The 15,069-nt window shown below is 68.8% G+C and carries 18 protein-coding genes; 8 read left to right on the top strand and 10 right to left on the bottom strand.

Translation table 11 applies throughout. The annotated features are described in order from the left end of the window. Positions 1-4: 4 nt before the first annotated feature. A complete protein-coding gene (locus OH802_RS05920) occupies positions 5-436 on the top strand; it encodes a GNAT family N-acetyltransferase (RefSeq protein ID WP_406026019.1) in 432 nt (143 codons plus the stop codon). Here OH802_RS05920 and OH802_RS05915 read toward each other — a convergent pair. Genes OH802_RS05915 through OH802_RS05905 form a run of 3 tightly spaced genes read right to left on the bottom strand, consistent with a single transcriptional unit; the run spans position 426 to position 2,253 of the window. Next, on the bottom strand, positions 426-1,478 hold the full coding sequence (locus OH802_RS05915; RefSeq protein ID WP_406026017.1) for an MBL fold metallo-hydrolase: 1,053 nt from the start codon (positions 1,476-1,478) through the stop codon (positions 426-428). The two genes, OH802_RS05920 and OH802_RS05915, sit on opposite strands and share 11 nt — an antisense overlap. Next, entirely contained in the window at positions 1,475-1,900 is a 426-nt protein-coding gene (locus OH802_RS05910) for a hypothetical protein (protein WP_406026015.1), read from the bottom strand. Before OH802_RS05910 ends, OH802_RS05915 begins: the two co-directional genes overlap by 4 nt. Next, the gene (locus tag OH802_RS05905) at positions 1,897-2,253 is read right to left on the bottom strand and encodes a hypothetical protein (protein ID WP_357354587.1); all 357 of its coding nucleotides are present in this window, start codon (positions 2,251-2,253) and stop codon (positions 1,897-1,899) included. Before OH802_RS05905 ends, OH802_RS05910 begins: the two co-directional genes overlap by 4 nt. Before the next feature lie 16 nt (positions 2,254-2,269). Here OH802_RS05905 and OH802_RS05900 point away from each other — a divergent pair, with 16 nt between their 5' ends. Both OH802_RS05900 and OH802_RS05895 read left to right on the top strand, forming a co-directional pair. Further along, the gene (locus tag OH802_RS05900; RefSeq protein ID WP_406026013.1) at positions 2,270-3,058 is read left to right on the top strand and encodes a putative protein N(5)-glutamine methyltransferase; all 789 of its coding nucleotides are present in this window, start codon (positions 2,270-2,272) and stop codon (positions 3,056-3,058) included. 189 nt (positions 3,059-3,247) lie between these two features. Continuing rightward, positions 3,248-3,946 carry a TIGR02206 family membrane protein gene (locus OH802_RS05895; RefSeq protein ID WP_406026010.1) on the top strand — a complete coding sequence of 233 codons (699 nt, stop codon included), beginning with the start codon at positions 3,248-3,250 and terminating at the stop codon, positions 3,944-3,946. Here OH802_RS05895 and OH802_RS05890 read toward each other — a convergent pair. Next, complete coding sequence (locus OH802_RS05890; protein ID WP_406026008.1) at positions 3,910-5,010, bottom strand: PLP-dependent cysteine synthase family protein; 1,101 nt, start codon at positions 5,008-5,010, stop codon at positions 3,910-3,912. The genes OH802_RS05895 and OH802_RS05890 overlap by 37 nt on opposite strands. A 162-nt stretch (positions 5,011-5,172) precedes the next feature. Here OH802_RS05890 and mqo point away from each other — a divergent pair, with 162 nt between their 5' ends. After that, positions 5,173-6,636 (top strand): malate dehydrogenase (quinone), encoded by a 1,464-nt coding sequence (gene mqo / locus OH802_RS05885; RefSeq protein ID WP_406026006.1) that lies wholly within the window; start codon positions 5,173-5,175, stop codon positions 6,634-6,636. 80 nt (positions 6,637-6,716) lie between these two features. Here the strand turns inward: mqo and OH802_RS05880 are convergent, their stop codons facing one another. Beyond that, the gene (locus OH802_RS05880) at positions 6,717-8,069 is read right to left on the bottom strand and encodes an FAD/NAD(P)-binding protein (protein ID WP_406026004.1); all 1,353 of its coding nucleotides are present in this window, start codon (positions 8,067-8,069) and stop codon (positions 6,717-6,719) included. Positions 8,070-8,178: 109 nt separating this feature from the next. Between OH802_RS05880 and OH802_RS05875 the strand changes: the two genes are divergently transcribed. Then, a complete protein-coding gene (locus OH802_RS05875) occupies positions 8,179-8,751 on the top strand; it encodes an ArsR/SmtB family transcription factor (RefSeq protein ID WP_406026002.1) in 573 nt (190 codons plus the stop codon). Positions 8,752-8,754: 3 nt separating this feature from the next. Beyond that, positions 8,755-10,017: an MFS transporter gene (locus OH802_RS05870; protein ID WP_406025999.1), complete on the top strand. Its 1,263-nt coding sequence runs from the start codon at positions 8,755-8,757 to the stop codon at positions 10,015-10,017. A gap of 18 nt (positions 10,018-10,035) precedes the next feature. On the opposite strand, the gene OH802_RS05865 is transcribed toward OH802_RS05870, so the two are convergent. The 3 genes from OH802_RS05865 to OH802_RS05855 form a co-directional block, all read right to left on the bottom strand. After that, positions 10,036-10,302: a hypothetical protein gene (locus tag OH802_RS05865; RefSeq protein ID WP_406025997.1), complete on the bottom strand. Its 267-nt coding sequence runs from the start codon at positions 10,300-10,302 to the stop codon at positions 10,036-10,038. Positions 10,303-10,553: 251 nt separating this feature from the next. After that, positions 10,554-10,958 carry a hypothetical protein gene (locus OH802_RS05860; RefSeq protein WP_406025995.1) on the bottom strand — a complete coding sequence of 135 codons (405 nt, stop codon included), beginning with the start codon at positions 10,956-10,958 and terminating at the stop codon, positions 10,554-10,556. A 102-nt stretch (positions 10,959-11,060) separates the two neighbouring features. Continuing rightward, positions 11,061-11,717, bottom strand: a complete 657-nt coding sequence (locus OH802_RS05855; RefSeq protein ID WP_406025993.1) for a helix-turn-helix transcriptional regulator — start codon at positions 11,715-11,717, stop codon at positions 11,061-11,063. Positions 11,718-12,053: 336 nt separating this feature from the next. Here OH802_RS05855 and OH802_RS05850 point away from each other — a divergent pair, with 336 nt between their 5' ends. Continuing rightward, positions 12,054-12,662 carry a TetR/AcrR family transcriptional regulator gene (locus OH802_RS05850; RefSeq protein ID WP_406025991.1) on the top strand — a complete coding sequence of 203 codons (609 nt, stop codon included), beginning with the start codon at positions 12,054-12,056 and terminating at the stop codon, positions 12,660-12,662. Here the strand turns inward: OH802_RS05850 and OH802_RS05845 are convergent. Beyond that, positions 12,659-13,036, bottom strand: coding sequence for a hypothetical protein (locus tag OH802_RS05845; protein WP_355017436.1), 378 nt, complete (start codon positions 13,034-13,036; stop codon positions 12,659-12,661). The genes OH802_RS05850 and OH802_RS05845 overlap by 4 nt on opposite strands. A gap of 171 nt (positions 13,037-13,207) precedes the next feature. On the opposite strand from OH802_RS05845, the gene OH802_RS05840 reads away from it, so the two are divergent. Beyond that, entirely contained in the window at positions 13,208-14,236 is a 1,029-nt protein-coding gene (locus tag OH802_RS05840; RefSeq protein WP_406025988.1) for a hypothetical protein, read from the top strand. Positions 14,237-14,248: 12 nt separating this feature from the next. Here the strand turns inward: OH802_RS05840 and OH802_RS05835 are convergent, their stop codons facing one another. Next, positions 14,249-14,962, bottom strand: coding sequence for an HNH endonuclease family protein (locus OH802_RS05835; RefSeq protein ID WP_406025986.1), 714 nt, complete (start codon positions 14,960-14,962; stop codon positions 14,249-14,251). Positions 14,963-15,069 lie beyond the last annotated feature (107 nt).

Here is a 15,069-nt window from a genome sequence, read left to right as displayed (position 1 = left end):
ACCCATGACCGACGTCGCCATCTCGTCCTTCGACGACCTTTCCCCGAAGACCGCGTACGCCCTGTGGCGGCTGCGCCAGGACGTCTTCATCGTCGAGCAGGACTGCCCCTACCTCGATCTGGACGGCCGCGACCTCGAGCCCGGGACGCGTCACGTGGTGCTGAGCGACGGCGACCAGCTCGCCGGCACCGCCCGCATCCTCGACGACGGCGACGTGTGGCGGATCGGCCGCGTCGTCCTCGCCCCCACGCACCGCGGCAAGGGCCTGGCCGACGCGATCATGACGGCCGCCGTCGAGGCCGTCACCGACCGCGACGTCGTCCTCGACGCTCAGACGCCGCTGGCCGGCTGGTACGCCAAGTTCGGGTTCGTGAAGGACGGCGAGGAGTTCCTCGAGGACGGCATCCCGCACACCCCCATGCGGCTCACTCGCTGACGGGGGCGAACAGGACGCTGGTCTCGGTCTCCTCGCGGGTGGCCTGACCGCGGGCGGCCAACAGCTCGAGGTGGGCCTTGGTCTCCATGACCGCGAGGCCGGCGTTGAAGTAGTCCAGCTCGGCGAAGGCGCGCTCGTGGCGGGTCCAGCCGAGGTCGTTGGCGACCTCGAGCGCGGAGCGCCGACCGGCCTTCAGCGACGCGAGCGACTGGGCGAGCCGCGACTCGTGATGGGCCAGGAGCTCGTCGACGCGGGCGTGCGAGGACGGGGCGACCGGGCCGTGAGCGGGGAGAAGGCGCAGGTCGGGCAGGGTCCTGACCTTGGTCAGCGACGCCATGAAGTCGCCTAGCGGGTCGATGACCGGCACCGGCTCGAAGCCGATCGACGGCGTGATCGTGGGCAGCACGTGGTCGCCGGCGAACAGGACCGAGCCGGCCAGATCGGCATAGACGTAGTGGCCCTGGGTGTGTCCGGGGGTGTGCACGGCATCGAGGTCGCGGCCGGCAACGTCGAGGCGTACGTCTCCCTCGAGCCACCGGTCGGGCATCCGCCAGTGGGACAGCTCGGGTGCGGGCGGCGGGTTGGCAGCCCAGAGCTCGGCCAGCTCGTGCGCACCGGCGTGGGCGAGCAGCCGGTCGGTCGAGACCCAGCCGTCGAGGTCGCCGTTGGTGAGCTCGAGGGTGGGCCGGTCACCGGCGCCGAGCAGCACGTCGGCACCGAACTCCTGACCGAGCACCGAGGCGAGCGTGTAGTGGTCGCGATGTACGTGGGTGACCAGGAACCGGCGGATGTCGCCGAACTCGAAACCGAGCTTCTTCAGGCCGGACTCGAGCGCCGTACGTCCCTCGGTGATCGCCCAGCCACCATCGACCAGCGAGAGCCCGTCGTCGCCCTCGAGAACGTAGATGTTGACCGCCTTGAGCCCGTCCATCGGCAGCGGCAGCGGGATCCGGTGTACGCCCTCGGCGACCGTCCACGCTCCCGGAGCGGACCAGTGCTCCCCCGAGTCAGGCGAGATGGCGGTGGCTGTCGACTGACTCATCGGTCTCCTTCGGGTTGACCCAAAATCGGGCGCTGCCAGAGCCAGAGCAGACCCAGGATCGGCAACAGGGCAGGAACGAATCCATATCCGCTCCCGAACTTCGACCATACCGAGTCATCCGGGAACCATGACGGCACGGCCAGGGACAGGACACCGACGACGATCACGCCGGCCAGCTCGATCCACAGCATGATCTTCGCGAAGCCCGCCGACCCGGCGGCCGCCCGGCGGATCGCGAACCAGCCCGCGACGTACGTCGCCGCGGCGACGACCGAGAGCGAGTAGGCGATCGGGGCCTCGTCGAAGTCGGTGAAGACCTGCACCAGCGACCGTGCGCCCGCGGCGAGCACGAAGATCGCGTAGACGGTCAGCAGCACCAGGTGCGGACCGGAACGAGTCTTGCTGGGCGAGGTCACGGTCACCGGACCATCATGACGCGTACGGCCACGACACCTGTCGCCAGGGCCGCCGCCGCGATCACGCCCGAGGACCAGGTCGAGCGGTCCGTACGCATCGTCTGCAGCGCCAGCGGCATCAGGCACACCAGCGCGCCGAGGTAGCCCAGGAAGGTCGACAGCGACTCCGGCTTGCGTCCGCCCGACCAGGCCGCCAGCGCCCCGATAGCCAGCACGACCGCCAGGATCTCCAGCATCCACGCGACCTGGTCGAGCCACTTCGGCCGGGGCGCCTTCAGCACCACGCCGAGCACGGCCGCGATCGTCACGAACGCGGCATATCCGGCCACGATAAATCCGATCAGGGTCACGGCGTCCACGTGCCAATCTTCTCCAATGACCTCCACATCTCCCGATCCGGGGCTCGTCGCCCGGCTCCGCGCCGCCGGCTGTGTCTTCGCCGAGGACGAGGCGGCCCTGCTCGAGTCCGCCCCGGTCTCCGCCCCGGAGCGGGAGGAGATGGTCGTACGCCGCGTGGCCGGCGAGCCGCTGGAGCTCATCCTGGGCTGGGCCGAGTTCTGCGGGCTCCGGATCCGGGTCGCGCCAGGCGTGTTCGTGCCCCGGCAGCGCTCGGCGCTGATGGTCGAGCTCGCCTGCCGGACGGCCGAGCGAGGCACGGCCCGGAAGGTGCTCGATCTCGGCTGCGGGACCGGAGCGCTGGGTGCCGCCATCGCGGCACGTCTTCCAGAGGCGGAGGTCTGGGCCACCGACATCGACCCGGCGGCGGCCGAGTGCGCTCGGTGGAATCTCGACAAGCTCGATCACCGGACCCGGCGGGTGCTCCTCGGCGACCTGTACGACCCGCTCCCCCACGACCTCGAGCTCGACGTGATCGTGGCCAACGCTCCCTATGTGCCGAGCGACCAGATCCGGAACATGCCGCCCGAGGCGCGCGACCACGAGCACCACGTCGCTCTCGACGGCGGCGCGGACGGGCTCGACGTCCAGCGCCGGGTGATCGAGCAGGCGCCGAAGCACCTGGCCCCCGGCGGCGTACTCGTGATCGAGGCCGGCCAGGAGCAGGCACCGATCACCGCGAGCCTGATGCGAGAGCAGGGGCTCGTCGCGGAGATCCATCACGACGAGGACCTCTACGCGACTGCGGTGACCGGCACGGCCCGCTGAGAGCACCTAAAAGCGAGGCGTCCCTCTGATTGCACACCACCCCCGCAGTGCGCATTCAGAGGGACCGCCACCTGGAAGTTCGTCCACCCCCCACCGGTGGGCGACCTTCTCGCCGATGAAACGGGCCACCCGCGGACCCATGACGCGAGTTGGGAAGAATTTTTTCGAGATTCCGGTCAGACTTCCGTCATGCAGGCTTACGGTCTGTCCCACCTGGTGCCGTTGTCCCTGCTCACGGCAGGGATAGTGGCTGTCGTCTGGCTGGGCAGACAGCAGCGGGCCGACACGAAGCCGTCGAGATTCTCACGAGGATTCGCGCTCGCGATCCCGCTGACGACGATCCCGCTGCAGGCCCACGAGTGGGTCACCGACTTCGATCTCTTCATCGATCTGCCGATGCACCTGTGCGACCTGGCGTGGGTCGCGGCGGCGGTCGCGCTGTGGACCCACCATCCCTACCCGACCGCGCTGACCTGCTTCTGGGGTCTCACGCTGACCACGCAGGGCGTCTTCACCCCGGACGTGATGGACTTCCCGGACGTCAGCTACTTCACCTTCTGGGGCCAGCATCTGATGATCGTGACCGCCGCGGTCTACCTGGTCTTCGGGCTCAAGCTGCTACCCCGGTGGCGCGACTACGGCTGGACGGTCGCGACCACGGCGGCGTGGGCCGCCGTGGCGTACGTCCTCAACCTCGTCCTCGACGCCAACTACGGCTACCTGCGCTACAAGCCGGAGTCGGGCTCGATGCTCGACCTGCTCGGGCCGTGGCCGGTCTACGTCCTCAACGAGATCCTGATCGTCGCCGGGGTGTGGGCGCTGATCACGCTGGGACTGCGGATCTGGGCGCGTCAGGACGGGTCGACGAGGACGCCGGTGCGCTCGTAGTCGGCGAGGGCCGAGGCGTACGGAGCCAGGTCGATGCCCTTCTCGCTCACCCAGCCGTCGTCGTAGTAGGACGAGCGGTAGCGCTCCCCGGAGTCGCACAGCAGCGAGACGACGCTGCCCTCGGTGCCGGCCTCGGACATCTCGCGTACGACACCCAGCGATGCCCACACGTTGGTGCCCGTCGAGGGGCCGACCGAGCGGCCCATCCGGGCCGAGAGCCAGCGCATCGTCGCGATCGACGCCGCGTCGGGGACCTGGACCATGTCGTCGACGACCCCGCCGACGAAGGACGGCTCGACCCGCGGCCGGCCGATCCCCTCGATACGCGACGGCATCCCGGTGGCGTAGTCGGAGGTGTCCGTCTCCCAGCCGCCGTAGAAGGCGGAGTTCTCCGGGTCGGCGACCATCAGCCTGGTGGGGTGGCGGCGGTAGTGGAGGTAGCGGCCGATCGTCGCCGAGGTGCCGCCGGTGCCGGCCGAGACGACGATCCAGGTCGGCACCGGGTGTCGCTCCTGCGACATCTGGTCGAAGATCGATTCGGCGATGTTGTTGTTGCCGCGCCAGTCGGTCGCCCGCTCGGCGTAGGTGAACTGGTCCATGTAGTGGCCGCCGCACTCGCGGGCGAGGCGCTCGGCCTCTGCGTACATGTCGGGTGCGCGGTCGACGAAGTGGCAGCGACCGCCGTGCCACTCGATCAGGCGCACCTTCTCCTCCGAGGTCGAACGCGGCATGACCGCGACGAACGGCAGCCCGAGGAGGCCGGCGAAGTAGGCCTCCGAGACCGCGGTGGATCCGGAGGAGGCCTCGACGACCGTCGAGCCCTCGTGGAGCCAGCCGTTGCAGACCGCGTAGAGGAACAGCGACCGGGCCAGACGGTGCTTCAACGAGCCGGTGGGATGAACCGACTCGTCCTTCAGATAGAGGTCGACACCGCCGCTCGTACCGCCGCGGACGGGGAGCGGAACGACGTGCAGATGGGTGTCGGCCGAGCGCTGCGCGTCGGCCTCGACGCGGCGTACGGCTTCGTCGATCCAGGCGCGATGAGAGTCAGAGAGGCGGGGCACCGGCCGAGCGTAACTCCACCCTGATCTGTCCCCGGCATGTGCGGTGAGCCACAATGACAGACTGAAACACGATCGGGTCCGGGCAGTGAAGTTGCCCACAAGTTAGACCGATCTAAGGACCCCGATTAACCATTGCGGCCCCAAAAGCGAGACAAAAGACCTGTGGACGAACCTCTTGACGTAGTGCTGATCGGCGGCGGCATCATGAGCGCCACCCTGGGCGTGCTCCTCCAGGAGCTCGAGCCCAGCTGGTCCATCAAGCTGATCGAGCGGCTCGACTCACCCGCCGCCGAGTCCTCCGGCCCGTGGAACAACGCCGGCACCGGTCACTCCGCGCTGTGCGAGCTCAACTACAGCCCGCAGAACGCCGACGGCTCGGTCGACATCTCCAAGGCGATCAACGTCAACGAGCAGTTCCAGCTCTCCCGTCAGCTGTGGTCCTTCCTGGTCGAGAACGGCCGCATCCCGGACCCGGACAAGTTCATCCACACCGTGCCGCACATGTCCTTCGTGTGGGGCGCCGAGAACGTCGACTACCTGCGCAAGCGCTACGAGGCACTCTCGGTCCACCCGCTCTTCAGCGGGATGGAGTTCAGCGAGGACCCCGAGATCATCAAGGGCTGGGCGCCGCTGCTGCTCGAGGGCCGCTCGGCCAAGTCGCTCGCCGACGAGCCGATCGCGGCCACCTGGACCAACGCCGGCACCGACGTCGACTTCGGTTCGCTCACCTCGATCCTGACCCGCACCCTGGTGGACAAGGGCGCCGACCTGGAGACGGGCTCCGAGGTCACCGACCTGCACCAGACCATGGACGGCTTCTGGCACATCTACGGCCGCAACGAGACCGGGAAGTACCACCTGCGTTCCCGCTTCGTCTTCGTCGGCGCCGGCGGCTACGCGCTGCCGCTGCTGCAGAAGGCCGCCATCCGGGAGATCCGCGGCTTCGGCGGCTTCCCCGTCTCGGGTGAGTTCCTGCGTACGTCCAAGCCGGAGCTCGTCACCGAGCACCGCGCCAAGGCCTACGGCAAGGCCGCCGTCGGCGCTCCGCCGATGTCGGTGCCCCACCTCGACACGCGTTATGTCGAGGGCAAGACGCACCTGATGTTCGGGCCGTACGCCGGCTGGAGCCCGCGCTTCCTCAAGACCGGCTCGCTCACCGACCTGTTCCTCTCGGTGCGGCCCCACAACCTGGTGCCGATGCTGCGGGCCGGGCTGACCAACATGGATCTCACCGTCTACCTGGTCAAGGAGCTGCTGCGCTCGCCGCGCAAGAAGTTCGACGACCTTCTCGACTTCTTCCCCGCCGCCGACCGCAAGGACTGGGACCGGGTCATCGCCGGCCAGCGGGTGCAGGTCATCCGCCCCGACGGCGTACTCCAGTTCGGCACCGAGGTCATCACCGCCGAGGACGGCACCATCGCCGGCCTGCTCGGCGCCTCCCCCGGTGCCTCGACCGCACCGGCGATCATGCTCAACGTCCTGCGCCGCTGCTTCCCCGACCGCTGGGACGGCTGGCAGCCCCAGCTCAAGACGATGATCCCGGCCACCGGTGCCGAGCTCAGCGCCGACCCCGAGCTCGCCGCCGAGACCTTCGCGCGCACCGACCGCCAGCTCCACCTGGGCTGAGCGCCAGCCGAATCTGCAGTTGTGGGCGACGAGACGACAGTTTCGTCGCCCACAACTGATTTCTCGGCCGCCAGAACTGCCTATTCGGCGGTGAGGTGGGCTGCGACTGCTGCCGCTTGGCCCCGGATCTCGGGGATGGCGGTGGCCTCGTAGAGCGCGCCCTTGCAGGGCGGGCCGACGGTCAGAAGATTGGGTACGACGCTGCCGTCTGCTCCGATGACGTGGCCGTCCTCGGTGACGTCGATGCCGAGGCGGAGGGGGTCGGGGGCGATCAGGCCGCGCTTCTGGAGCGCGAGCAGGAGCGGGTTGTCGGTGCGGGCGATGTCGGGTGAGGGGCCGGTGCAGTTGATCACCGCGGTGACCTCGCGGTCGCCGTCGGCCAGGGAGACGACCGGCTGGTCGGCAGCGTCCACCCGGCAGCCGAGCACTCCGCCGCCGAAGATCTCCAGGCGTCCCTCGGCCCGGTAGGCGTCGAGGAGGGCGGCGATGCGTGGAGCCATGCGGTGGCGGCGTACCTCCCACTCGCGGGCGTAGACCTCGCGGAAGCGACGGCGCTCCGGCTCGGGCAGGCGGCGCCAGATCGACTGGGTCGGGCCACGGAGGCCGTCGATGACGGCACGCCAGTCGACGCCGAGGCCGGCCGCGTGCTCGATCTGGTCGCGTACGAGGCCGGCGATGCCGTCGGCGGTCAGCGGGCCGTCGGGGATCGGGGTCACCCAGGAGGTGAACTGGTCATCGACATGGGGGTTGGGGACCAGGCCGTGACGGCTCACCATGATCACCCTGCGCTCCGGGGAGTCGTCGAGGAGCGTGACGGTCGTGTCGACGGCGGTCAGGCCGGTGCCGACAACGAGCACGGTCGCATCGACGGGCAGCGCGCTGATCCGGGCGACGTCCCAGGGGTCCGATAGGTTCCACGGCGCCTCGGGGAGGCCGGCCAGGGGCTGGGGCGGCGGGTTGCCGTAGGCGAGGACGACGGCGTCCGCGACATGCCCTTCGTCGTCGCCGGTCAGCACCCGGAAGCCAGCACCGACCGGCTCGACATCGATGACCGTCTCGCCGACCGTCTCCAGCGTTCCGGCACCAGCCGCGGCCGCGTGCGCGAGCCGGTCGCGCAGGTAGCGCGCGTAGTCGCGCCGGGGCAGGAAGTCGATCGGGCCGAGCTCGATGCCGGCCTCGGCCGCCCAGTCGAGCAGGTCGTCACGGTCGTCGGGGAAGCCCGACATGTTGTTGGCCCGGACGTTGAGGAGATGGCGGCCGTCGGTGGTCGAGTAGGCCACTCCGTAGCCCGCCTCTCCGCGCGACTCGAACAACGTCACCGAAGCACCGCGGCGGAGCAGGTTGATCGCGGTCAACGTGCCGCTTGCTCCTCCTCCGATGATCGCCACCGTCGGGGTGGAGGTCGGCGTGGGCGGCGCGGCGTCTGTCGTCACCCGGACAGGGTAACCGCGCTATCCAGGCTTTGTTCACCTGGTTACTCGATTTTCAGCCGAACCGCATAAATCTATTTGCAAAGATCTCTTTGCGGTCTACCGTGGTCCCATGGCAGCACGCGAGATCGTCCCCGGAGTCGACCAGCTCAAGGCCCTCACCCACCCCGTGCGCGTACGCATGCTCGGGATCCTCCGTGTCGACGGCCCGGCGACGGCGACCACGTTGGCCGCCCGGCTCGGCATCAACTCCGGCGCGACGTCCTACCACCTCCGGCAGCTCGCGCAGCACGGGTTCATCGAGGACGACGAGACCCGCGGCAACGCCCGGGAGCGCTGGTGGAGGGCCGCCCACCAGGCGACCGTGACCGGCGACAGCGACGTACCGGACACCCCCGAGGGCCGCGAGACCCTCGACGCCTACCTGCAGACGGTCGTCACCATCTACGCCCAGCGCCTCCAGGAGGCGATCGAGGAGCGGGCGCTCCTCCCCCAGGAGTGGCGCGAGGCCTTCGGCCTCAACGACCGGGTCGTACGCCTCACCCCGAGCCAGGCATCCCGGGTGGAGGAGCAGGTCAACAAGATCATCGACGACCTCGAGGAGGAGCCCGACGGCGAGGCAGTGATGTTCCAGTTCCACGTCTTCCCGCTGCCGGGTCACGTCGGAACAGACCAGGAGAGATAGGCCATGAAGCTCCCCCTCTACGGCTGGCTCGCCGCCGAGACCATCTCGCTGGTCGGCACCCGCATCTCGATGCTGGCGCTGCCCTGGTTCGTGCTCGAGACGACCGGCAGTCCCGCCAAGGCCGGCCTGATCGCGCTCTTCGAGATGACACCGCTGGTGCTCAGCAAGATCTTCGGCGGCCCGATCATCGACCGGATCGGCCCACGCCGCGTCGCGATCGCCTGCGACCTCGGCTCGGCCGTCGTGGTCGGCCTCATCCCACTGCTGTACGTAGCCGGCCTGCTGCACTTCCCGATCCTGCTCGCGCTCGTCGCCCTTGCCGGCGCGCTGCGCGGCCCCGGTGACTCCGCGAAGTCGTCGATGATCCCGCAGCTGGTCGAAGCGGCCGGTGTGCCGACGGAGCGGGCCACCGGGCTCCACTCGTTCGTCGAGCGCACCGCCTCGATGCTCGGCGCCGCCGCGGCGGGGCTGCTGATCGGCCTGGTCGGCGCGACCGACGCGATCATCATCGACGCCGCCTCGTTCGCCCTCGGCGCTCTGGTGCTCGCCGTGACGACCGCCGGGCTGACGAGGGCCCGAGGCCCGGAGCCCGAGGAGCCCGCCGCGGAGCTCCCCGCACGGCCCACCCCCTACCGGGCTCAGCTCGCCGAGGGCTGGCACTTCCTCCGCCGCGACCGGGTGCTCCTCGGGATCGCGTTCATGGTCGCGCTGACCAACCTGATCGACCTGGCCTGGAGCAGCGTGCTGATGCCGGTATGGGGCCAGCAGCACGCCGGCCCCGAGACGATCGGCCTGCTGTTCGCCACCTTCTCCGGCTTCTCCGCGGTGGGGTCGGCCGTGGCCGCGGCGCTCGGCGACCGGATGCGCCGCTACCCGACGTACCTGGCCTGCTTCCTCATCACCGGCATCCCACGGTTCCTGGTGATCGCCTTCGGGGCGCCGCTGTGGGTGGTGTTCGTGGTGTTCGCGATCGGCGGGACCAGCAGCGGGTTCATCAACCCGATCCTCGGAGCGATCCAGTTCGAGCGGATCCCGGCCCACGTGCTCGGCCGGGTGATGTCGCTGATATCGGCCTTCGCCTGGGGGCTGATGCCGCTCGGCGGGCTGCTCGGCGGCAGCCTGGTCTCGGCGTTCGGCCTCACCACCGCGCTGGTGGCCTGCGGGATCGCGTACTTCGTGGTCACGATGTTCCCCGTGATCGACCCGACCTGGAAGCAGATCGAGCGGCGGCCCGATCCGGCAGCCCGCGAACACGTTCTGCGGTGACTCGAAGCTCAGCCGCCACTAGGTGACCCAGTCATGACCAGCGATGGCACGTACGCCATCGGCATGGCACGCCACGACGTGCTCAGCAGTTGGAACTGATTGCCGGGCGAACGAATTTTCGTTCGCGCACGGAGAGGTTGTCGCGTGCTGACCTGTCATGCTGGCCGGGTGGAGGATGGGCTGGTTACGGAGCTTCAGTTGCCGTCGCCGGTTGTCGAGATCGACGATGACCGATGCGCGGCGGCGGGCGTGCGGGTCCTGCTGAAACGGGATGATCTGATTCATCCGGAGGTTCCTGGGAACAAGTGGCGCAAGTTGAAGTACAACATTGCGACTGCCCGGGAGTTGGGGTTCGAGAATCTGCTGACGTTTGGTGGGGCGTATTCGAATCACATCAGGGCGACTGCCGCAGTGGGGGCCTACTTCGGGTTCGGATCGGTCGGGGTGATCCGAGGCGAGGAGCATCTGCCGTTGAACCCGTCGCTTCGGTTCGCGGTCTCGCGGAGTATGCAACTGACGTATCTCGATCGCACGACCTACCGAGCATCCGTGTGTGTCGACCTACTTTGCAGGGTCAGTGTCCATTCGCCCGTATTCATGTCCAGGCGACGCCCGAAGCCGATCCATAGGCCGTTCATGCTGAGCCCGTCTGGGGCGATGATCAACTGAAGCGCGCCATGGTAGGTGGCCCCTTCGTAGGGGCCGTCCGAGGCAGTAGCCTCGCGCCAAGTACCGGTGGCCGTCGGCGGCTCAATTGCGAGATCCAGGCTCACGGTCGAGCCCGACGGGTGCGGGAGACTGGTGGCGAACAGGTGATCACCCTGCTCGCGAACTACGATCGAGTGTTCGTAGACCTCGTCCATGGAGTGGCCAGAGCGGTGAATCACATACCGCGAAAGCCAGATCCCTTCAAAGCTGCGTACGCCTTCGCTCGATGCCATCGCCGACTCCTTCAACGCAGGGCGTTCCCGGACCGTTGCACGCTATCCGACTGCGCCGCACACGGTGGCCGCTTCGGCAGCGTACGACGTGCGCCGTGTCCGTCAATCGACCCTTGACCCCGTTGGGCTGATGTCGTATCGCTGACGTGTCGCGGCATCAGTGGCGGTGTCGACCAGGTCGAGGTTCCAAGGCCCGGAGTCCACGCGGAACTCCTTGTCGAACCCGACCCACCGGCCTGCCATGCTGCGTCCAGTGGGATCCACGATCACCTGGATCGCCCCGTGATACACCGCTCCTTGGTAGTAGCCGTCGACGGCTGTCTGCTCGGTCCACGTGCCTGTTCCGATAGGGCCTCGCATGGTCAGCGCCAATGACACCGGCGAATCGTTGGAGTTCGGAAGGCTCTCAGCCGACAGCCGGTTGCCGCTTTGGAGAATGACTACATGGTGGTGGCGCGAGATGGTGCCCCGCGCGGTGCTCTCGTAGGCGTAGTGACTGTGCCATATGCCGCCGAGGGAGGGTCCGTACGCTATGTCCGGCTCCGGTGACGTCAGCACGTCCTGGGTTGTGCCGAGAGCCTTGGCGATGAACGAGAGCCACTCACGCGGCGTGCGCTTGCCCTTTTCCCAGCGATAGATCTCCTGACGACCCAATGTGCCGACGGTGACTCCGGCCGCACGACATGCCTCGGCAGCCAACCTGTCCTGGCTCCAGCCGAGTTCCTGCCTGTGCTGGCGAATCCGTTCCCCGATCTCCATGTCCTTGATTGTGGCCTACACGTGGCCTACACGTGGGGCGACACCAGGCATCTAGTGCCTGCTTCATCAGGGCGGCAGGTTGGGAGCACGGCCGAGGCGGCGGGAGCCCTTGAGTGTGCACCGGGTAGGTGCGACTCTCATGCCCCGCCGCCTTGGCCGATCCAAGTGATGGTCGTGATCGGAGGATGAGGACGTGGACGTGACCCAGCAGGCGATTACCTCAGGGGCCAGCCGATGACAACCCGGCGACCGAGCCCAGGACGCCCACGGCACGTCCCCAGCAGCAGCGCCGCATCACCGCGTGACCAGGTGCTCAACGCGGCGGCAGAACTGTTCGTGACTCGTGGGTTTGCGGCCACCTCGACCCGGGAGATCGCGGAGCGGGTCGGCATCCGCCAAGCGAGTCTCTACTATCACTTCGCAGGGAAGGACGAGATCCTCGCCGAACTCTTGCAGCGTTCCGTACGTCCCACCGTGGACAAGGTCGCCAAGATCGAGGCCTTGGTCCCACCCCAGACCCGTGCGACCGCGCTCTACCTCCTCGCGCTCATCGACATCCGTACCCTGACCGAGGCACCCCACAACGTCGGCATTCTCTACGGACAATCCGACGTGACCAGCAGCGAGGTCTACGCCGAGTTCCACCACGCCCGCCAAGAACTGGTCGACGCCTACGGCCGCTTCGGCCTCCAGTCTGCGTCACCCAGCGTCGCTGCCGATACCGACGCTCGGGAACTCGGCGAGATGCTGATGCACTCGATCGAGGTCGTCACCGACATCCGCAACGCTGGGGCGGCAGTGACCCCTCAGCGGGCAGACCGCATCGCGGCAGCGGCGCTGAGGATGTGTGACGTGCCCAATGAGGCCGTCGCCACCGCAGTCTCGACGGCAGCCAACCTCCTCGAGGAGTTCCACTACGAAGACGTGTCCAACGGCGAGGTCTAGCAGGCTTCCCGCAGCCGCGGAATCCTAGGGATGCCGCCGAGCCGCTTGTTGTAGCGGACGTTGTCGGAGTAGCCCTCGAGGAGCGTCCACAGCGCCTTGTGGGCCGGCCACGGGATGGCCTCGCCGGGGAACGCCCAGCTCGAACCGAAGCCGATCCAGACCGGGACCCAGTCCTTGGCGCAGTCCCACTCGCCCCGCTTGGACATCAGCAGCCGGTGGCGGACCTGGAACGCGAGCCGCTGCCCGTCCTTCACGATCGGCGCAGCGCACACCCGCCACAACGGCATGTCGAGCGACATCAGCTCGATCTCGATGTCGCCCAGAACGCGCGGGTCCACCAGGACCGTAGCGACGTTCTCATGCGGGCGCCTCATGAACATCACGCTAGCGGCGAGCACCGACAAACGTGGCTGGATCCGCCAGGAGCGAACAGCGCAACCCGATTCGCCACCCCGCCGGACAAGACGTACGCAGCGGGCCTATCATCCCTCCCAATCTCGATCGGGCAGGGAGGCCCGAGTGGAGGATCGAGGAAGGACCCTACGTTGGCACCCCCGAGGCAGCCCAGAACGGGCGAAGAAGCCGAGAAGTACGCCGCGGAGCATCTGCACACCCTCGGCTGGCCCGACGCTGCCCCGTCAGGCAGCACCGCGGCCGCCGACATCGACATCATCGGCGGCCGACCGGACAACGTCGTCGTCGCCCAGGTGGTGCTCACCCGCTCACCGACACAGGCGCGCAGCGTCTGTGCCGTACGCGGCGCGGGCTACGCCTACGACGCCCGGACGGTCGCACTGTTCAGCCGCGCGGGCTACACCGTGGACGCGGTCGAGTGGGCCGACCGGGTCCGGGTCGCGCTGTTCGAGTTCGCCGCCGACGGCTCGATCCGGACGCACGGCAAGCACGCGGCCGAGCTGGTCACCACCGCCACGGCACCGGCCCCGACCTCGAGCCTCGGCCGGGCGCCCGAGCCGGCCCCCGGCCGACACATCGACTCCACCCGCACCGGCAGCTTCAACTTCACCTCGAAGATCCCCGCGATCAGGCCGCGCCGGAGGGCAGCGGAGAAGCCAGCCGACCAGATCACCCCGGACATCGCACCGGGTATAGCTCCGGACGCGACGGCACCGACCGTCGAGAAGATCGCCGGCCCTTTGACCGGCCAGATCCCGGCGTACACCACCAGCTACATCGTCCCGGCCTCCCCTTCGACCATGAGCATCCCGAAAGCGCCCACCCCACCGACCGGTGAGCGCTGGGTCCCCGACGGGCTCGGGCCGATCCTCGACGCGATCGTCCGGGCGTCGCAGCTGCCCGTGGTGCTCGTCCTGGGCTCGGACCGGCGGGTCGAGTGGGTGCGGCAGACCTTCCAGGTCGGCACGATCACGGTCACCGACGAGAGCGTGCTGCCGATGCTGCTCTCGCTGGTGACGGGCCGGGAGTCGCAGTACGAGAGCGGCGAGTCCTATCACAAGGTCGACGGCCTCAAGCCGCAAGGCGAGCGGGCGCTGGAGTCCTGGCGGGCGTGGGAAGCGTACGACCGCGCGATGGCCATCTATCGCCGGGCGGTCTGAGTCTCAGGCTGCTCAGCAGTAGCCGAGCATCTCCCCGAGCGCCCGCCGCTCGCTGTCGTCGGCGGCCAGCGACCAGCGGGTCTTGGTCTCGATCCAGCGGGCTGCGTACGCACACTGGAACCCCTTCCGCGGACGCCAGCCCGCCGGGTCGTCGTCGCTCTTGCTCATGTTGGTCGGGCCGTCGACGGCGAGCAGGTTGCCCAGGTCGTTGGCGAAGGCTCGGCGCCGGTCCGGGGACCAGCCGCTCGCGCCGGAGCGCCAGGCCTCCGAGAGCGGCACGACGTGGTCGATCTGGATCGCCTGGGCCTGCCGGGTCTCCTTCAGGTCGGTGAAGACCAGACGTCTGCCGGTGTAGGGATCGACCCACGTCCCGGCGAGCACGTCGTGGTCGCATCGCCCCTGCGGCCGGGTCCTCACCTCGACGGCGTCGCGCAGGAGCACGTCGTCGCGCTGGTCGCACCCGTTGCCGTCGCTGTCCGCCCAATCCCCGCCGAACGACGAGCGTGCGTAGGCGACCAGCCCGCCGGGTCGCCTCGCGACCGTCGCCAGATCCGCGAGATCACCGCGAGCCGCGGGCACGTCGACCGGCCCCGATGAAGGCTCCGCGGTCGCCACCGGCGGCGTACGTCGCGTCGCCGGCGCGTCCTCGGGAAGCCACAACGAGACCGCCCAGCCGGCGATCGCCAGCAGGACGACCAGCACTCCCAGCGACGTACGTCTCCCCACGCCGTCGCATTGTGCCCGCGACCACCGACATCGATCCGCCTTCCGGCAGGTATTACCGAACGATGACGGATGTGCCGAACCCTGTCACCGAGGGGTCAGCGCTGGCA

The sequence above is a fragment of the Nocardioides sp. NBC_00850 genome, from assembly GCF_045207335.1.
In the GTDB taxonomy this organism is placed as follows: domain Bacteria; phylum Actinomycetota; class Actinomycetes; order Propionibacteriales; family Nocardioidaceae; genus Nocardioides.
The sequence above is the reverse complement of the archived record's forward strand: the minus strand, read 5'-3'. Positions and strand labels throughout refer to the sequence as shown.

Coding starts and splice junctions, on each gene's coding strand:
- OH802_RS05875 (WP_406026002.1), top strand. CDS start 8,179: ATGGCAGCACGCGAGATCGTCCCCGGAGTCGACCAGCTCAAGGCCCTC.
- OH802_RS05860 (WP_406025995.1), bottom strand. CDS start 10,958: ATGGCATCGAGCGAAGGCGTACGCAGCTTTGAAGGGATCTGGCTTTCG.
- OH802_RS05855 (WP_406025993.1), bottom strand. CDS start 11,717: ATGGAGATCGGGGAACGGATTCGCCAGCACAGGCAGGAACTCGGCTGG.
- OH802_RS05900 (WP_406026013.1), top strand. CDS start 2,270: ATGACCTCCACATCTCCCGATCCGGGGCTCGTCGCCCGGCTCCGCGCC.
- OH802_RS05845 (WP_355017436.1), bottom strand. CDS start 13,036: ATGAGGCGCCCGCATGAGAACGTCGCTACGGTCCTGGTGGACCCGCGC.
- OH802_RS05865 (WP_406025997.1), bottom strand. CDS start 10,302: ATGAATCAGATCATCCCGTTTCAGCAGGACCCGCACGCCCGCCGCCGC.
- OH802_RS05870 (WP_406025999.1), top strand. CDS start 8,755: ATGAAGCTCCCCCTCTACGGCTGGCTCGCCGCCGAGACCATCTCGCTG.
- OH802_RS05915 (WP_406026017.1), bottom strand. CDS start 1,478: ATGAGTCAGTCGACAGCCACCGCCATCTCGCCTGACTCGGGGGAGCAC.
- OH802_RS05895 (WP_406026010.1), top strand. CDS start 3,248: ATGCAGGCTTACGGTCTGTCCCACCTGGTGCCGTTGTCCCTGCTCACG.
- OH802_RS05920 (WP_406026019.1), top strand. CDS start 5: ATGACCGACGTCGCCATCTCGTCCTTCGACGACCTTTCCCCGAAGACC.